Here is a 17753-nt window from a genome sequence, read left to right as displayed (position 1 = left end):
TGCCCCCCCCTATGACACGATCACCGCCACCGCCGCCGCCACACCGGCGTCGTGGGTGATTGTGATGAGCACGCGCGAACCGCCGAGCGCGCGCATCCGCTCGAGCGCCTTGCCCTTGAGGATGCACTGCGGGCAGCCCGGCGCGTCGGGCTCGATCTCGATGCTGTCGAGGAAGAAGCCGTCAAAGCCGGTGCCCAGCGCCTTGGCGACCGCCTCCTTGGCGGCGAAGTAGCCGGCCGCGGTGGCCGCGCCCCGATCCGCGATGCGCCCTCTCTCGCCCTCGCTGAACGCGCGATGCAGGAAGCGCTCGTTTTGAAGCGCCCGCTCGATCCGCCCGATCGCGCACAGATCGAGCCCCAGCCCCAGCACCCCGCCCATCGGCATCCCCCCAGTCGCATCCAGTATACCACATCCACCGGTTTTCGCAATTGGGGTTTTTTCACGGCGGTGCTTGTAAGGACCTTGACGATGCGTGTATACTGTACGCTGTGTGCGAAGGGAGATGGGCATCATGCAATCGACACAACAATTGGTCAGGGCGCTGGGTCAGAACGTCGCCAGGGTCATCGTGGGCAAGCAGGACGTGGTGGAGCTCATGCTCATCGCGCTGATCTGCCGCGGCCATGTGCTGATCGAGGACGTGCCGGGCGTGGGCAAGACCACGTTGGCGTCGGCGCTGGCGCGCTCGCTCGACTGCTCGTTCAGGCGCATCCAGTTCACGCCCGACATCACCCCATCCGACATCACCGGCTTCTCGATCGCCAACTTCAAGACCGGGGAGCTCGAATATCACGAGGGGCTGGTCATGAGCCAGATGGTGCTGGCCGACGAGATCAACCGCACCTCGCCCAAGACCCAGTCGTCGCTGCTCGAAGTTATGGAGGAGGGGCAGGTCACGGTCGATGGCGTGACCTACCGCATGCCCCAACCGTTCATCGTACTGGCGACGCAGAACCCGGTTGACTTCGTGGGCACCTACCCTCTGCCCGAGGCCCAGCTCGACCGGTTCTTTATGCGCATATCGATCGGGTACCCCACGCCCGAGGAGGAGACCGATATTCTCGAGCGCTTCACCGCCGGCGGCGCGCCGATGGACGATTTGAAGCCCATCTGCACGGCAAGCGACATCCGCAAGGTGCAGGAGCATCTGTCCGCCATCTACGCCTCGCGCGAGGTGCGCTCCTATGTGGCGCTGATCGCCGCCGCCTCGCGCAAGTACGCCGGCTTGCAGTTGGGCATATCGACGCGCGGCGCGATTGCGCTGATTAAGGCGGCGCAGGCGCGCGCCATGCTGGCAGGGCGGGACTACGTGATTCCCGAGGATGTGCAGCACATGGTGGAGCCGGTGCTCGCGCACCGCGTGCTGCCCTCGCCCGAGGCGCGCATGCGCAACATCACCGCCGAGAAGGCGCTCGCCGCCGTAATCGGCTCGGTACAGGTGCCGGTGAGGGTCACGTGACCCGTCGCGCGGCGGTGTTCGCGCTGGTCAATGCGACCGCGCTCGTGGTGGCGCTGTCGACCGGCGCGCAAATCTACTACCTGATCGTGTTGGCAATGGCGTCCATGCTGGCTCTTTCGCTGATCTCGGTCTTGCTTGCGCTCGGGACCGTCAAGACCAGCATCCGCTGCCCGCGCCGCACGGCCGAGCGCGGCGGCACCGTGCCGGTGGTGGCGACGGTCAGGCATATGGGGCTCTTGCCGGTGCGCTCGATCGCGCTTAAGCTGTCGCTGCCCGACGACGCCGGTTCCTTGACCGCGCTCGAGATGGGCGCGCTGCCGTTCGAGACGCGCCGTTACGAGGTGAGCGTCGCCTGCCCGCACCGGGGGATGCATCTCATAGGCGTCACCCGCGCCTCGGTGACCGACGTGTTCAACCTGTTCACCTTTTCCAAGCGGATATCGGGCAGTCAGTTCCAGGTGGAGGTGCTGCCGCGCGTGACCGAACTTAAGCCGCTGGCATTGCGCTCGGGCGACCTGGGCGACAGAGGGCTGTCGCGCATGACCGAGGATGCCGCCTCGCCCGCCGACGTGCGGCAATGGCTGCCGGGCGACGCGCTCAAGAAGGTGCACTGGAAACTGTCGATGCGCAAGCGTGAGCTGATGGTGCGCACCTACGAGGAATCGGCCCGGCCCGATACGCTGGTGCTGATCGACCTGTATCCGCTAAGTTCGCTTAAGAGCCACGCGCTGACGGTGGAGGACGCCTCTTGCGAGGCGGCGGCCTCGCTCATCAAGGCGCAGCTTACGGCGGGCTATCCCGTGCGCATGCCGCTGATGAGCGCGCAGCCGACCGAGCTGGCAGCCGAGGACGCGTCCGGGTTCGGACGGTTTGTGCAGGCGCTGACCCGCGTGCGATTCGACAGCCCGTTTCCGTTCGAGCAGGTGATGCTGCTCGAGATGCGGCGCATGCAGCGCACGGGCGGCGCGGTGCTGGTGACGCCCCGGCTGAACGCGCGCATCGTGGGCCTGGCCATGCAGATGGCGCGCGGCGGGATGAAGGTTTTCGTGTGCTGGCTGAGCGACAGCCGGCGCGAGGAAGCGCTTTCGATGCTGACGCGCCTGAACGACATGGGTGTGCAGGCCATAAGAATCGATCCGTGGGGCGAGGGCCTGACCCCCGAGTTGATGACGCAAAGGGTTGAGTATGGGACGTAACCGTGAAAAATTGCTGGACTTGTTCGGTTGCGCGCTGATCGCATGGGCGCTCGGCGCGTCGCTTTCGCTGATGCTCGTGCGGGCGCTGGCGCTGCCCGTGCCGGCTGCGCCGGTGCTGCTGAGCGCGGCCGGAGCCGCGCTCTTGTGTGGGCTGGCGGCCTGGAACCGCAAGGGCGCGCTGGCGGCGGCCGGGATGGCGGCGGCGCTGGCGGTCTACGCGCTGCGCAGCGGCGGCGTGGGCGCGATGCGGTCGCTGCTCGAGGCGGCCTGTCAGGTGAACGCGGTCGGCATGGCCGCGCTGGGCGATCACGCGGCGCAGGTGGCCGCGCTGCTGGCTGTGGCGCTCGCGCTTTTGATGTTCTGGATGGCGCGCATAAGCGGCGGGGTCTACTTGGCGCTGCTTATGTCGCTTATCGTGATCTTCGGCAGTTGGCTGCTCGACAACCGGATCGAGCCGGTGCTGGCGATTATGGCGGTGGCGGCGCTGGGGGCGATGTTCGCGCGCGCCGACGACGACAAGGTGCCCTACCTGCGCGCGCTGCCGGTGGCGCTGGCGGTCGCGCTGCTGGCGGTTGCGCTGCTGCCCGGCGGGCGGCTTACCTGGCCGCCGCTCGATGAGGCGGCTCAAAAGGCGCGCGACCTGTTCAGCGACTACTTCCTGTTCACCGAGCCGCGCACCACCTACTCGATCAGCGCCGACGGCTTCCAGCCGATGGGCGAGGCGCTGGGCGGCCCGGTCGACCCGGTGCTTGACGAGGTGATGGTGGTCTCAACCGACCGGCCGCTTTTGCTGCGCGGTTCGGTCAAGCGCACCTACACCAGCTATTCCTGGACCGAGACCGCGATCAACAGCCGCTATGTGTTCATCGACCCCATGCGCAAGGCGCTGCGCGACCAGGTGTTCGACGCCGACCGCCAGCCCTCGTTCATCGAGTCGGGCGCATTCTCGCGCATCGGAGGCCGGGTGACCATGCTGCACGAGGGCATCAGCGCGCTGTTCGTGCCGCACGGCCTGTACGAACTGGACGCGCCGCTCGACATGCCCACCTACTTCAGCACCGGCGGCGAGGTGTTCATCACGCGGGGCGTCAAACCGGGCGACGGCTACGCGTTCAGCGCCGCCGTGCCGACAGAGAATCAGGCGCTGATGCGCGAGCTGATCGAGCGGCGCTCGGGGCGGCCGGACGCGCGCGACCAGGCCGCGCGGCAGGGCTATACGCAACTGCCGCAGGGCATCGAGCACGGCGTGTACGCGCTGGCGGAGCAGATCGTGCGCGGCGCGACCGGCCCCTACGACGCGGCGCTTAAGATCGAGCGGTACCTGACGGACAACTATACTTACACCACCGACATGCCCTATCCCAAGCAGGGGCGCGACTTCGTCAGCTACTTCCTGCTGGACGCGAAAAAGGGCTATTGCAGCTATTTCGCCAGCGCGATGGCGGTGCTCGGCCGCATCGCGGGCCTGCCCACCCGCTACGTTGAGGGCTACCTGGTACCCCCGCGCGACGGCGGCGAAACGATCGTCACCGGCAAGAACGCGCACGCCTGGGTCGAGGTATACTTCGACGGCGTGGGCTGGGTGACATTCAACCCCACGCCCGGCAGCGGCGACAGCTTTAGGCCGGGCGACTCGGGCGGCGCAGGAGGCGACGCGCGCGCGGACGACGCGGCGGGTCAGGACGGGGACGCACCGGAACCCACGCCCACACCCACCCCGCCGCCGCCAGAGGGCGACGAAGGGCGGCAGGAGGATCAGCCGGAGGATCAGCCGGAAGACCAGAGCGAGGATCAGCCGGAAGATCAGCCCGACGACCAGAGCGAGGATCAGCCGGAAGACGAACCCGAAGACCAACCGGAGGACCAGCCCGAGGACGACCGGCCCGACCTGAGCTTTTTGTGGTGGCTGCTGCTGCTGATCCCGATCGCGGGCGCCGCGGCATTCGCGGTCAGGCGGCTGCGCTCGACCGATCCGAGGCGCGGCCTGGGCAAGCGCGTCAAGGCCGAGGACCGGCTGATGGTCTGGTACCGCGCGCTGCTGCTGGCGCTCGAGCACCAGGGGCAAGCGCCCGCCGCGGGCGAGACGCCGGCACAGTTCGCCGAGCGCCTCAAGGCCGCCGGGCTGGTCGCAGACGCCTTTACCGAGGTGGCGGACTGCGTGATGTTCAGCCGGTACGCCGGCCGCAAGCCCGACGCCCGGGCGCTGGAGCACGCCGAGACCGCTTACGAGGCGCTGGTCAAGCAACTGGGGCCGCGCGAGAAGTTCCGCTGGGCGCTGCACCGGGTATTCAAGGGCCTCGGCGATCCGGGGCGGATTCCGTAGAGGGGGGCTGCGGCATGGCCTTTACGAATGATTACTTCCTGCGCCAGATCGAGCAGTTGACCAACCTGGTAGGCCAGCTGTTCCTGCATAAGCAGCCCAATCCCATCGAGATCGAGGACGAGCAGGGCCATGTCACGGAAGAGGGCTTCCTGTGGCTGCGCCTCAAGCGCCTGCTGGCCGAAGGGCAGATCAACGGGGCCGAAGATCTGCTGTGGGATGCGGTGGACGGCGATGGTGACGCCCGACTGCTGCCGGTCGCCGTATGGTTCTACAACGCGCTGTCGAAGATGGGCGAGGACGCGCTCACGGCGTCAGGGTTCACGTCCGACGAGGTGGCGCAAGGCTGGGCCGACATTTGCGCTCGGTATGAGCTGGATGAGTGGGGGGCCAGTCTGTAAAGCAAACCGCCGTGCAGCGGGAACCCACACGGCGGCGGGAGTCTGGACGCGGGGCCGTTTGTCTCGTTTGCCTTGCTTGCCGGGCTTTTTACGGAGCTTCACGCTATCATTGCCTCGAGCATTGCGCGTGTTCTTACAATTTCACCCATCCCTTATCCACCCAATGTTGGTTGTCGGCGGACAGCGGGCTTTCGTTTTTCGCAATGGCTTTATGCATCATCCGGCACAGAAGGAATTTCATTGCGACGATGATTCCCTTGCCCGCATTGTAGGGCTTCGAGTATCTCCTGGATAGCCGCTCCACCTTATCGACGATGGACTTTTTGCGCTTATCGGACAGTTCATTCCAGACGACACCCTCCATGAGCCCGACGCCAAACCTTTTGATGTCGGACACGCCCAGCCACGAAAGGCTGGTTGCCATATCCTTTTGCGCTGCGCCGTTCAACACGCCAATTGCGTTTGTCAGTATAACGGCCTTTTTCGTGAACATTCTATCGTCGGGCCTGTGTACCATCCAATGCACGCAGAAGTGGTCAAGCAGGGCCTTCATTTGCCCCGTTGCCCTAAGCGCATAGACGGGCGAGGTGAAAACAAGTAATTCGGCGTCCAACATCGCATTCCATATCGGCATGACATACTCGGCGTGGGGGCATTTGAGTTCGCTCTGAAAAAAACAGGTCTTGCAGCCGCGGCAAAAGTGCGGCTGATCCTTGGGGAGATAGAATTCTTGTATCTCGCTGTCCTGCCTCAATCCTTCCAAAAAGGCCTCTTTAATGTGATGGGTACAGCCCCTGACCTCGGTGCCGTTTATAACGACGATCTTCATATCCTTACCCCTCACAAGGCGCTTCGCGATTTCGCGTTGCGCGCACGATGCCAATCTCAGCCATGCCCGCATCCGTCAGGCGGCGTCGGGGCGATAAAGCCACTGCTTGAGCCGCGGAGATTGCGATTGGGCAATGTCCGTTCCCATTATATACCGTGGCCGCCGATTGCGCAATGAGCCCGCCCTGCCGGGATATCCCCGCCGCGCATGATTGTATTTGCCTTGATGATCTGCTACAATATCCCTGCAATTCACTGCGGGAGGATCATTTTATGAGCCGATTGGGTGATACCATACGCGCCGCGCGCCTGAGCAGCCACATGACCGAGAAGGCGCTCGGCAAGAAGTGCGGGTTTTCCGAAAGCGTGATCGTGGACATCGAGTCGGGGCGGCGCATCGCGTCCGACGAGCAGGCGCGGCGCATCCTCAAGGTGTTGGGCGTCCAAAACCCGGTCTCGACCGAGCTCGAGGTGGCCGCCGAGCCGCCGGTCGAGCTGCGCCCCCGACCGCGCCCCTACGTGCTGCCGCTGCCCAAGGAGGAGCCTGGCCAGGTGGAGGAGCGCCAACAGGAGCTGGCCGAATCGAACGACGCCTGGCGCGACGCGCTGTCGGGCGTGGTCAAGCGGGTGCCGATCACCGGCGAGGACTCCGTCGTCATCGACCATGAGCTCACGCCGATCGTGGGCGGCAAGATCGAGGGCGGGCCGCCCGACAAGGTGTTCTACTACCGCTGCCCCGACGACGCGCTGCGCGGATACCGCGTGCACGCGGGCGACCTGCTGCTGACCGTGCCGGCGGCGCAGGTGGAGGGCGAGGCGATCATGATTGTGCAGTATCAGGGCGCGCGCATCGCGCGCAAGGTGATGAAGCTCGACGGCGGCAAGCTGCTGCTGCAAAGCTATGACCGCGAGTTCGAGTCCAAGAAGATCGAAATCAAGGACGCCCGCGTGATCGGACGGTGCGTCAAGCTGATTCGCCGATTGTAGCGGCCCGCAGGCCGCTGCGAAATGCGCGCCTCGGGCAAGTGAGATACGCTGCGCGATATGAAATGTGCCGCGGCACATAGGAGGAAATCCCCTCCCATGTGCCGCGGCACATTGCCTGCCCGCAGGCCGCTATCCGTCTCCGCGCGTCAGGTTCTCGGCGTAGTCCTGCAGGCTTTCGAACGAGTTGATGCTGTCCGAGCGCGCGCTCATCTGGTCCTTGACGTAGTCGGGCAGCCTGTTGTAGTAGGCGCGCGCGCCCGCGTCCTCCCGGATCAGCGCGGCCAGGTCGTCGTACTTCTTGCTCATGATGCTCACCTCATGGGCAGTTTGCGCGCAAAGGGGCCCGGCTATGCGTCAATCGCCGGTCAGCCCGCACACCATCAGTATGAGCGCCATCACCATAACAACCACCGCGCCCACGCGCTGCATGAAGATGCCGTCGGCGGACAGGCTGACCTCGCCCTCAAACTGCCAGCGACTGCCAAGCAGCCCCAGTTCTTCGGGCCACAGCCAAAGCGCCAGCGCCACTGCGAAGATCAGCAGCGAGGGGATGACCAGCCACCAGTTGCCGCGCCTGTCGGGCGCGCCGCCGTGCGACGCCAGCCGATAGAGCGCGTCGGCCTTTACGCCCGCGCTGATCGGTTCCGAGTCGCCCACCACACCGGTCATGCTGATTGATGCATTGAACTGCGCCGGGAAACCGTCCTCGCCCACCAGATAGTCGCCCTGCACCTCGCCGCGCCATATCGAACCGTCGCTGTATCGGACCTCCACCGGCACGGCCGGATCGGCTTCGTACACGATGCCGTCCTCCACGTACCGCGCCCCGTCGTCCTCCTCGCGCAGCACGCCGATGACCTGCGCCTCGCCCGCCTGAGCGTACAGCGCGTAGCGAAACAGCGCGCCGTCCGCCGTGCGCTCGGTCAGCGCAATCTGGTTTTCATCGTCCGCCACGTATCGGCCTTCGGCCACCTGCCGGAAGAAGCGGCCGTTCGCCCACAGCCCCGGCTGCGCCGTGTACCACACGAACAGCACCGACAGCAGCGCGAACGCAGCCGCGGCGATCAGCGCGGTGCGCCCAATCGGGTCCTTCCATGTCGCCTTCACGGCATGCGCCCCTTTTACAGATACTTCCTGTTTCTTGGACGCGCAAAACAATACCCGGGTTCAAACAATATGGCGCGATTTCGACAGTTCGCGTTTCCCGTTGCATCGCACGCGCCTGGCCGATATAATAAAGAAAAGGAGTGAGGCATATGGCCGGCGCATGTCCGCTGATCTTGATTTGTGACGACGACCCGGTGGTCCACGAGTCGCTTTCCCTGTACTTGGACGCGGAGGGCTTCGAGCACCTGTCGGCCTACGACGGCCAGCAGGCGTTCGAGATGTTCAAGTCCGAGCAGCCCGATTTGATGATCCTGGATTTGATGATGCCGCGCATGCCGGGCGCCGACGTGTGCCGCGCGATCCGAAAGACCAGCAAGCTGCCCATCATCATGCTGACCGCCAAGGGCGAGGAGATCGACCGGATCCTGGGGCTGGAACTGGGCGCGGACGACTACATCGTCAAGCCGTTCTCCCCGCGCGAGGTACTGGCGCGCATCCGCGCGGTGCTCAGGCGGTTCGAGGCCCCGCAGGAAGGAGGCGACGCGGTGATCCGCTTCCCGGAGCTTACGATCAACCTGTCGAACTACCAGGTCAAGGCGCAGGGCCAGGTGATCCCCTGCACGCCCAAGGAGGTCGAGATCCTGCACATGCTGACATCCAGCGCCGGGCAGGTGTTTTCGCGCGAGCAGATTCTCAGCCGCGTGTGGGGCTACGACTACTTCGGCGACACGCGCACCGTGGACACCCACATCAAACGCATCCGCCAAAAGCTGCCCCAGTCGGGCGTTAAGTGGGCGCTCAAGACGGTGTACGGCGTGGGCTATAAATTCGAGGTGGACCCCGAGTGAAGCGGTCGGTGCTGTTCGCGCGCGTGTTCGGCGTGGCCATCCTGACGATTTTGATGACTGCGCTGTTCACCACGTTCGCATTTACCTACGTGGCGGGCAGCGTGTTCCAGAACATCAAGGAGACCGAGCTGCTGCCGCGCGCGCGCGCTCTCGGCGACCTGATTATGCTGTACGGCGACCGGTTGGACGATCCCGACGCGCTGAACCTGCTCGGCCACGCCGTGGGCGAGCGCGGCTCGGGGAACCTGCTGCTCGGAGCCTATGTGGTGGCGACCGACGCGCGGGGCAATGTGCTGCTGCACAGCCACGGCATGCCCGAGGAGTACCTGAATGCGATGGTGCGCTCGGCCGCCGACGTGCTGGCCGAGGGCGAGCTGCGCACCGCGCAAATCAAGGCGTTGCGCGGCACCGGCATGGTGTGCGTGGGTGTGCCGCTGACCGTCCGGGGCGAGCGGGTGGGCGCGGTGCTGCTGATGATGCCGCTGTACGAGGCCATGGTGGCCATGGGCAGTCTGAGCGGCGCGCTGGCGCTGTCGCTGTTCTTATCGCTGCCGTTGGTGACCATACTGGTGTCCTGGGTGGTCGGGCGGATCGTGCAGCCGCTCAAGCAGATGCGCGACGTGGCCGTGGGCATGGCGAGCGGCAACTTCGAGGCGCGCGCCGACGACAGCCAGCGCGGCGAAATCGGCCAGTTGGGCCGCTCGCTCAACCACCTGTCGCGCGAGCTTAAGCGCACGATCTCGGCGCTCACGCTCGAGCGTAACCGCTTGCAGCAGGCGCTCGACGGGCTGCGCGAGGGCATTGTGGCGGTCGATCTCGACGGTAGGGTCACCCACTCCAATCCGGCGGTGGTCAGGTTGTTCGCACAGCTTAGGCGCGGCGCCGAGGACGAGCGCACGCGGCTGATCCCCGACCTTCAGGTCTGGGCGGATTTTGATGGGGCGCTTGCGTCGGGCGAGGCTTCGGCGCGCATCCTGACGGTGGGCGACCGCCGCATCCAGCTGAGCATCGCGCCGCTGTTCGGCGAGGAGGCCGTCGCCGGCGCTGTCGGGCTGTTCACCGACGTGACCGAGTCCGAGCGGCTCGAGCGCACCCGGCGCGACTATGTGGCCAACGTTTCCCACGAGATGCGTACGCCGCTGACGGCCATGCGCGCGCTGCTCGAACCGCTGAGCGAGGGCATGGTGAGCGATCAAGCGGCGCGCAAGCGCTACTACGATATCATGCTGCGCGAGACCATGCGCCTGTCGCGGCTGATCGACGACCTGATGGAGCTGTCGCGGCTGCAGAGCGGCGCGCTGGCGATCGAGCCGCAAGCGGTCGAGCTGGTGGGGCTGCTCAAGGAGCTCGAAGGCAAGTACGCGCCGGTCGCGGAGGATCATTCATTGTCCTTCTCGCTTGCCGTAGGCGACTGCCCGAAGGTGCTTGCCAACCCCGACCGGCTGGAGCAGCTGCTGGTGATCCTGCTCGACAACGCCATGAAATACACGCCCGAGGGCGGTCGCGTGTCGGTCGAGGCGACGTGGAGCAAGCACGCCGTCACGCTGTGCGTGCGCGACACCGGCATCGGCATCGATCCGCGCGACCAGCCCTACGTGTTCGACCGGTTCTACAAGGCGGACAAGGCCCATTCCGGGTTGGGCTCGGGGCTGGGACTGTCGATCGCCAGCGAGTTGATCGCGCAGATGGGCGAGCGCATCTGGCTCGAGAGCGCGCCCGGCGAAGGCAGCGCGTTCTGCTTTACGCTCAGAAGGGCGTCGGAGCGGCCGTTCGCGCCCGCCTTAACGCAAACCTAAATTGACGTCGGTCCCCCTCGCGAGTATAATGGTCAAAGAAAGGCAATTAAACCGTCGCGAGGGGGTAACATAGATGAACGCACAGAAATTCACGCAGAAATCGCTCGAGGCGATTCAGCGGGCGCAGGCGCTGGCGGTGCAATACGGCAACATGCACATCGACCAGGCGCACCTGCTGTACGCGCTCGCGGATCAGCAAGGCGGACTGGTGCCGGAGTTGCTGAAGAAGCTGGGTGTGGAGCCGCGCCAGGCGATCCAGGTTTGCGAGCAGGCGGTTGCGCGCATGCCGAAGGTCACCGGCCCCGGCCGGGAGCCGGACAAGGTCTACGTCTCGCCCGATGTCGACCGCACGCTTTCCGAAGCCGAGGCGCTGGCCGGGCGCATGAAGGACGAATACGTGTCGGTGGAGCACCTGCTGCTTTCGCTGATCGACACGGCGAACGCGCAGCTCAAGGAGATTTTCAGCCGGCTGCACATCGAGAAGGACGCGCTGCTGAACGTGCTGCAGTCGGTGCGCGGCAGCGCCCGTGTGACGAGCGACGCGCCCGAGTCCACCTACGATGCGCTCAAGAAGTACGGCAGCGACCTGACCGAGCTCGCGCGCCGGCAGAAGCTCGATCCGGTGATTGGGCGCGACGACGAGATCCGCGGCGTGATCCGCATCCTCTCGCGCAAGACCAAGAACAACCCGGTGCTGATCGGCGAGCCGGGCGTGGGCAAGACCGCGATCGCCGAGGGGCTGGCGCTGCGCATCGTGCGCGGCGACGTACCGGGCAGCCTTAAGGACCGAAAGCTCATCTCGCTCGACATGGGCGCGCTGATCGCGGGCGCAAAGTTCCGCGGCGAGTTTGAAGAGCGGCTCAAGGCGGTGTTGGGCGAGGTCAAGGAATCCGAAGGCCGGATCATCCTGTTCATCGACGAGCTGCACACGATCGTGGGCGCGGGGAAGACCGAGGGCTCGATGGACGCGGGCAACCTGCTCAAGCCGATGCTCGCGCGCGGCGAGCTGCACTGCATCGGCGCGACCACGCTCGACGAGTACCGCAAGTACATCGAGAAGGATGCCGCGCTCGAGCGGCGCTTCCAGCCGGTCCTGGTCGGCGAGCCGACCGTCGAGGACACGATCTCCATCCTGCGCGGGCTCAAGGAGCGCTACGAGGTGTTCCACGGCGTCAAGATCCAGGATCAGGCGCTGATCGCCGCGGCTACGCTGTCGGCGCGCTACGTGTCCGACCGCTTCCTGCCCGACAAGGCGATCGACCTGGTGGACGAGGCCTGCGCGCTGATTCGCACCGAGATGGATTCGATGCCCACCGAGATGGACGAGCTCAAGCGGCGCATCATGCGCAGCGAGATCGAGGAGGCGGCGCTCTCGAAGGAGACCGACCCGGTGGGGCGCGCGCACCTTCAGGAAATCCAGAAGGAATTGGCCGATATGCGCGAGCAGTTCGCCGGCATGACGGCGCGCTGGACGCGCGAGAAGGACGCGATCTCCGTCGTGCAGAAGCTGCGCGAGGAGATCGAGAAGGTCAATGCCGAGATCGAGCTGGCCGAGCGCAGCTACGACCTGAACCGCGCCGCCGAGCTCAAGTACGGTCGGCTGCCCGAGCTGCAAAAGCGGATGGAGGCCGAGGAAAGGGCATCCGCCGCGGGCGTGGGCGAGCGCACGTTGCTGCGCGACAAGGTCAGCGAGGAGGAAATCGCGCGCATCGTGGCGCGCTGGACCGGCATCCCGGTCTCCCGGTTGGTCGAGGGCGAGCGCGAGAAGCTGCTGCGCCTGCCCCAGACGCTGCACAGGCGGCTGATCGGCCAGGACGAGGCGGTGACCTCGGTCAGCGAGGCCATCCTGCGCTCGCGCGCCGGCATCCAGGATCCGGGCCGCCCGATCGGATCGTTCCTGTTCCTGGGCCCGACCGGCGTGGGCAAGACCGAGCTCGCCAAGGCGCTGGCCGAGGCGCTGTTCGACGACGAGAAAAACATGATCCGCATCGATATGTCGGAGTACATGGAGAAGTTCTCGGTGTCGCGGCTGATCGGCGCGCCGCCGGGCTACGTGGGCTACGACGAGGGCGGCCAGCTGACCGAGGCGGTACGCCGCCGCCCCTACTCGGTGGTGCTGTTCGACGAGGTCGAGAAGGCGCACCCCGACGTGTTCAACCTGCTGCTGTCGGTGCTGGACGACGGGCGCGTCACCGACTCGCAGGGGCGCACGGTGGACTTCAAGAACACCATCCTGATTATGACCAGCAACCTGGGCTCGACCGCAATCCTGAACGGCATCGACGGGGAGGGCAACATCACGGAGGAGGCGCGCGAGGAGGTCGAGGGCATGCTGAAGCGCCACTTCCGGCCCGAGTTCCTGAACCGGCTGGACGAGGTGGTGTTCTACCGGCCGCTGACCCGCGCGGACGTCGTGCAGATCGTCGATCTGCTGATCGAGGGGCTTAACCGTCGCCTGGCGGATCGCCAGCTGACCGTAACGCTGACCGATGCGGCCAAGCGGTACGTGGTCGAGCGCGGCTACGATCCGGTGTACGGCGCGCGCCCGCTCAAGCGGTTTTTGCAGCGCAACATCGAGACGATGATCGCCCGCGAGCTGATCGCGCGCGGTGCGGCAGCGGGCAGCGAGCTTCGGGTCGATTCGGAGGGCGATGCCCTGAATTTAGCGATATTGCCACAGGAAAGCCTTGGAAATTAAGGCTGTTGGTCATGTTATAATCTTGGTCGTAATTGAGCCTTGCTTGACACGGGGCAGGATTTTCTGCTATCCTTTGGGCAAAGATCGTTTGAGGAACTTCAACGGGTTTCTTTAAGGGATAGAGAAAGGCTGGAACCGCTCAAATGCCAATGCAGCGCAAAACGCAACGCGAGGTTACACGCCGGAAGACGGCTATGCCGTATGTAACCAGTGAAATGACGGCCATTATGCAACATGTAGAGCGCGCGCTCGGTGACGAAGGCGTGGTGGAAAGCATACACTTCAGCCCGACCGCGCTGACGATGATCCGCCACGTCATGATGACCGGCGGCTCGATCATCACCGACACCACGCTGGCGCTGGCCGACGTGGATCGCACGCTCGCCGACAAGCTGGGTGTCAAGGTGGATTGCTTCATCGACGACCCGCATGTGGTCATGCTGGCCGAGCAAAAGCACACCACGCGCGCCGAGGTGGCGCTCGACTACGCGCTGAGCCTGCCGGGGCTCAAGCTGATCGCGGTGGGGTCCGCGCCGATGGCGCTCAACCAGCTGCTCAGGCGCGCCGCGGTCGAGCCGATGAACGAGGTGGTGGTGCTGGCCGCGCCCACCGGTTTTGCCAGCGTGGTGCAGCTCAAGGAGCGCATCTGGGACAGCGACCTGGCGTCGATCGTGGTGCGCGGCAAGAAGGGCGGAGCGAGCGTGGTCGTGGCCATCCTCAACGCGCTGATGACCGAATCGATCCGCGAACAGAACCTGTAACGCGGGAGGGACGACTGTGTATACCGAAGCCGACCGGGAGAAGGCGTCCGCGCGCGCCCGCCGCGAGGGGATCATCGCCGCCGCGCTGCTGGCAGCGGGGCTTGCCGCCGCGATTGTCGCGCTGACAGCGCGTGAGCGGCTGCCGGGCGCGCTGGCACTCGGCCTTTTCTCCATGCTGGCCTACGCGCAGTACGCGCTGCGCTGCGCGCCCTGGCGGCGCTACGCCCGGTTCCTGTCCGAGCTGCTCAGCGGGCGCTCGCGCGAGAACGAAGGCTTCTTTGACGGCATCGAGCCCGACGCTCGCCTGTCGGAGGAGGGTGTGCTGGTGCGCGGCGTCTCCGTGCGCGAAACCTCGAACGGCGGCGCGCTCATGTACTACTGGGACGCCGGCCGCCCCTTTCCGCCCCTCGCCCCCGGCGGGCGCGTGTCCCTGACCACCTACGGCCGCTACATCCGGGCGCTGTGCCCCGCGGAAAAATCCCACTGAAAATGGGGCTGCTGCACAATCAGAGTTCTGCGGCAGCCCCAAACTACTTCCTGAACGGCAAGCCCCCGGAATTCCACTTGAATACGACGTGCCGCGCGCCAAGGGGTGCGAGACGCTCAAGGCGTCGGGCCGTCCCGCGCGGGCGGCCTGCTTATTTTTGGCGGTTGGAAGCTGTCGCCGGCGTGAGGGCAGCCCGCGCAGCCGCCCCCGCAGCCGCCCCCGCAGCCCTTTGCGGTTTTGCGATCCTTGTATACCTTGCGCGCCGCAAGGCCGATGACGACGGCGACAATCGCGCCGACAACCCAAGTGCCCATTACGCCCTCGCTCCCTGCCGGAGTCTCGCGCCCGGCTTCGCGTAGTCCTTCTGTTTCCTAAAGAGCAGGTAGAGGAACAGGACGACCGCCGCAATCGCCACGGCCGTGCCGAATCCGAACGCCCCCTGCGTAAACATCATGCCGAGCTGGTAGATGCTCAGCGACACGAGGTAGGCAAGCCCGGTCTGGTATCCGATGGCGAACCAGAACCATTTCGTGTTGTTCATCTCCCGCCTGATCGCGCCCATCGCGGCGAAGCAGGGGGCGCACAGCAGGTTGAACGCCAGGAAGGAATAGGCGGACAACGCCGTGAAGCTGGCCGCGAGCGTGCCCCACACTTCCAGGCCATCCTCCGCAACCTCCGCGAAGCCGTACAGCGTGCCGAATGTGCCGACCACGTTTTCCTTGGCGATCAGACCGGTGACGGCCGCGGCCGCGTTTTTCCAGCCGCCCCAGCCGAGCGGCGCGAAGATCCAGGCGATGGCGCTGCCGACGGCGGCGAGAATGCTGTCGTTCATCCCGACCATGCCGAAGGAACCATCCGCCCAGCCGTAGCTGGAACCGAACCAGATGACCACCTGGGAGAGCAGGATGATCGTGCCGGCCTTCTTGATAAACGACCAGCCGCGCTCCCACATGCTGCGCAGCACGCTGCCGGCGGTCGGCCAGTGGTAGGCGGGCAGTTCCATGACGAAAGGCGCGACGTCGCCCTCGAACATCCTGGTCTTTTTCAGGATGATGCCCGAGCAGATCACGGCGGCGATGCCCACAAAGTAGGCGCTCGGCCCCACCCACCAGGCCTTGCCGAACAGCGCGCCCGCGATCATGGCGATGACCGGCAGCTTCGCGCCGCAGGGGATGAACGAGGTGGTCATGATCGTCATCTTGCGGTCGCGGTCGTTCTCAATCGTGCGCGAGGCCATGATCCCCGGCACGCTGCAGCCGCTGCCGATCAGCATCGGGATGAACGACTTGCCCGACAGCCCGAACTTGCGGAACACCCGGTCGAGGATGAACGCGATGCGCGCCATGTAGCCGCAGCCCTCGAGGAACGCGAGGAAGGTGAACAGGATCAGGATTTGAGGCACGAAGCCCAGCACCGCGCCCACGCCGGCCACGATGCCGTCGAGGACGAGCCCCTTCAGCCAGTCGGCGGTCTGCATCGCGTCCAGCGCGCGTGCCACGAGCACCGGCACGCCCGGCACCCACACGCCGTAGCCCGCCGGGTCGGGCTCCTCCGCCGTCAGCGCCGCCTCAAAATCCGCGGCCGCGACCGGGATCTGTTCAGCGACGTTGCCGTCCTCGTCTTCGATCTCGGCGGTGGCCTGGATGTTTGCCGCCGCGGCCTGGGCCGCGAAACCGCGGATAACGGCCTCGTCCGGCTCTTCCGTTTCCAGCGTTTGGCGCAGCGCGTCCGCGTCGACGCCCGCCTGTTCGGCGGCTTCGATGTAGGCGTCGCGCTTGGCGATTTCCAGATTGTAATCCTCCGACGCCCGCTCGTACTCGCCCGCGCCGATGGTCAGCAGGTGCCAGCCGTCGCCGAACACGCCGTCGTTGGCCCAGTCGGTGGCCACGCCGCCCACGGTCGTGACGGAGACATAGTAGACGAGCGTCATGACCAGCGCGAAGATCGGCAGCGCCATAGCGCGGTTGGTGACCACCCGGTCGATCCTGTCCGAGGCGCTCAGTTTGCCCCGGTTCCTTTTTCTGACGCAATCCCTGATGATCGAGTCGATGTACTGATAGCGTTCGGAGGTGATGATGCTCTCGCTGTCGTCGTCGAGTTCCGCCTCGCAGCCCCGGATGTCCTTTTCGATATGGGCGAGCATCGCCGGGCTCGGATTCAGCTTTTCGATGATCCTGGCATCCCGCTCGAACAGCTTGATCGCGTACCAGCGCTGCTGCTCCTCCGGCATGTCGTGCAGCAGGGCCTCCTCGATGTGGGCGATGGCGTGCTCCACGCTGCCCGAAAAGCTGTGCTGCGGCACGGTCTTGCCGCTTCGCGCCATCTGGGTCGCGGCGTCCGCCGCTTCCATCACGCCGGCGCCTTTCAGCGCGGAGATTTCGACCACCTTGCAGCCGAGCGCCTTTTCGAGGTTCACGGTGTCGATCTTATCGCCGCTCTTGCGCACCACGTCCATCATGTTCACGGCCACGACGACCGGGATGCCCAGTTCGGTGAGCTGCGTGGTCAGGAACAGATTCCGTTCGAGGTTGGTGCCGTCCACGATGTTGAGGATGGCGTCGGGGCGCTCGTCGATCAGATAGTTGCGCGAAACGACTTCCTCCAGCGTATAGGGCGACAGCGAATAGATGCCGGGCAGGTCGATGACGCTGACGTCCTTCCGCCCCTTGAGCCGGCCCTCCTTCTTCTCGACCGTGACCCCCGGCCAGTTGCCGACATACTGGTTGGAGCCGGTCAGCGCGTTGAAAAGCGTCGTCTTGCCGCTGTTCGGGTTGCCCGCCAGCGCGATCTTGATGGACATGTGCCTCTCCTCCTCGAACGATACAGTTAGTTCAAACTAATGCGTGGGCGAAAAATAAGGCGCGG

General features: G+C 65.5%; 16 protein-coding genes. 10 read left to right on the top strand and 6 right to left on the bottom strand.

Annotated elements, in window-relative coordinates; translation table 11 throughout:
- Positions 1–9 precede the first annotated feature (9 nt).
- Entirely contained in the window at positions 10–378 is a 369-nt protein-coding gene (acpS, locus tag ACH6CV_RS01320; protein WP_456356351.1) for a holo-ACP synthase, read from the bottom strand.
- A gap of 133 nt (positions 379–511) precedes the next feature.
- On the opposite strand from acpS, the gene ACH6CV_RS01315 reads away from it, so the two are divergent.
- Genes ACH6CV_RS01315 through ACH6CV_RS01300 form a run of 4 tightly spaced genes read left to right on the top strand, consistent with a single transcriptional unit; the run spans position 512 to position 5376 of the window.
- Complete coding sequence (locus ACH6CV_RS01315; RefSeq protein WP_456356350.1) at positions 512–1459, top strand: AAA family ATPase; 948 nt, start codon at positions 512–514, stop codon at positions 1457–1459.
- The gene (locus ACH6CV_RS01310; protein WP_456356349.1) at positions 1456–2655 is read left to right on the top strand and encodes a DUF58 domain-containing protein; all 1200 of its coding nucleotides are present in this window, start codon (positions 1456–1458) and stop codon (positions 2653–2655) included. The genes ACH6CV_RS01315 and ACH6CV_RS01310 overlap by 4 nt, the downstream gene beginning before the upstream one ends.
- A complete protein-coding gene (locus tag ACH6CV_RS01305; protein ID WP_456356348.1) occupies positions 2645–4978 on the top strand; it encodes a transglutaminase domain-containing protein in 2334 nt (777 codons plus the stop codon). Before ACH6CV_RS01310 ends, ACH6CV_RS01305 begins: the two co-directional genes overlap by 11 nt.
- Positions 4979–4992: 14 nt before the next feature.
- Positions 4993–5376, top strand: a complete 384-nt coding sequence (locus tag ACH6CV_RS01300) for a DUF6483 family protein (RefSeq protein WP_456356347.1) — start codon at positions 4993–4995, stop codon at positions 5374–5376.
- 133 nt (positions 5377–5509) lie between these two features.
- Here ACH6CV_RS01300 and ACH6CV_RS01295 read toward each other — a convergent pair whose 3' ends face one another.
- Positions 5510–6205 carry a flavodoxin family protein gene (locus tag ACH6CV_RS01295; RefSeq protein ID WP_456356346.1) on the bottom strand — a complete coding sequence of 232 codons (696 nt, stop codon included), beginning with the start codon at positions 6203–6205 and terminating at the stop codon, positions 5510–5512.
- A 272-nt stretch (positions 6206–6477) separates the two neighbouring features.
- Between ACH6CV_RS01295 and ACH6CV_RS01290 the strand changes: the two genes are divergently transcribed.
- A complete protein-coding gene (locus ACH6CV_RS01290) occupies positions 6478–7191 on the top strand; it encodes a helix-turn-helix domain-containing protein (protein WP_456356345.1) in 714 nt (237 codons plus the stop codon).
- 129 nt (positions 7192–7320) lie between these two features.
- Here ACH6CV_RS01290 and ACH6CV_RS01285 read toward each other — a convergent pair whose 3' ends face one another.
- Positions 7321–7497, bottom strand: a complete 177-nt coding sequence (locus tag ACH6CV_RS01285; RefSeq protein WP_456356344.1) for a hypothetical protein — start codon at positions 7495–7497, stop codon at positions 7321–7323.
- A gap of 48 nt (positions 7498–7545) precedes the next feature.
- On the bottom strand, positions 7546–8298 hold the full coding sequence (locus ACH6CV_RS01280) for a hypothetical protein (protein ID WP_456356343.1): 753 nt from the start codon (positions 8296–8298) through the stop codon (positions 7546–7548).
- 149 nt (positions 8299–8447) lie between these two features.
- Between ACH6CV_RS01280 and ACH6CV_RS01275 the strand changes: the two genes are divergently transcribed.
- The 5 genes from ACH6CV_RS01275 (at position 8448) to ACH6CV_RS01255 (ending at position 14888) form a co-directional block, all read left to right on the top strand.
- Positions 8448–9146 (top strand): response regulator transcription factor, encoded by a 699-nt coding sequence (locus tag ACH6CV_RS01275; RefSeq protein ID WP_456356342.1) that lies wholly within the window; start codon positions 8448–8450, stop codon positions 9144–9146.
- Positions 9143–10942 (top strand): ATP-binding protein, encoded by a 1800-nt coding sequence (locus ACH6CV_RS01270; RefSeq protein WP_456356341.1) that lies wholly within the window; start codon positions 9143–9145, stop codon positions 10940–10942. Before ACH6CV_RS01275 ends, ACH6CV_RS01270 begins: the two co-directional genes overlap by 4 nt.
- Positions 10943–11015: 73 nt before the next feature.
- Positions 11016–13640, top strand: a complete 2625-nt coding sequence (gene clpB, locus ACH6CV_RS01265; RefSeq protein WP_456356340.1) for an ATP-dependent chaperone ClpB — start codon at positions 11016–11018, stop codon at positions 13638–13640.
- Between the two features lie 143 nt (positions 13641–13783).
- A complete protein-coding gene (locus tag ACH6CV_RS01260) occupies positions 13784–14401 on the top strand; it encodes a precorrin-8X methylmutase (protein WP_456356339.1) in 618 nt (205 codons plus the stop codon).
- Between the two features lie 16 nt (positions 14402–14417).
- Entirely contained in the window at positions 14418–14888 is a 471-nt protein-coding gene (locus tag ACH6CV_RS01255) for a hypothetical protein (protein ID WP_456356338.1), read from the top strand.
- Between the two features lie 116 nt (positions 14889–15004).
- Here ACH6CV_RS01255 and ACH6CV_RS01250 read toward each other — a convergent pair whose 3' ends face one another.
- On the bottom strand, positions 15005–15202 hold the full coding sequence (locus tag ACH6CV_RS01250) for a FeoB-associated Cys-rich membrane protein (protein WP_456356337.1): 198 nt from the start codon (positions 15200–15202) through the stop codon (positions 15005–15007).
- The gene (gene feoB / locus ACH6CV_RS01245) at positions 15202–17688 is read right to left on the bottom strand and encodes a ferrous iron transporter B (protein ID WP_456356336.1); all 2487 of its coding nucleotides are present in this window, start codon (positions 17686–17688) and stop codon (positions 15202–15204) included. Before feoB ends, ACH6CV_RS01250 begins: the two co-directional genes overlap by 1 nt.
- Between the last annotated feature and the right edge of the window lie 65 nt (positions 17689–17753).

Source organism: Anaerozeibacter quisquiliarum (assembly GCF_051162045.1).
GTDB classification, from domain to species: Bacteria; Bacillota; Clostridia; order Christensenellales; family Aristaeellaceae; genus Anaerozeibacter; species Anaerozeibacter quisquiliarum.
This window is presented reverse-complemented; position numbering and strand designations above follow the sequence as displayed.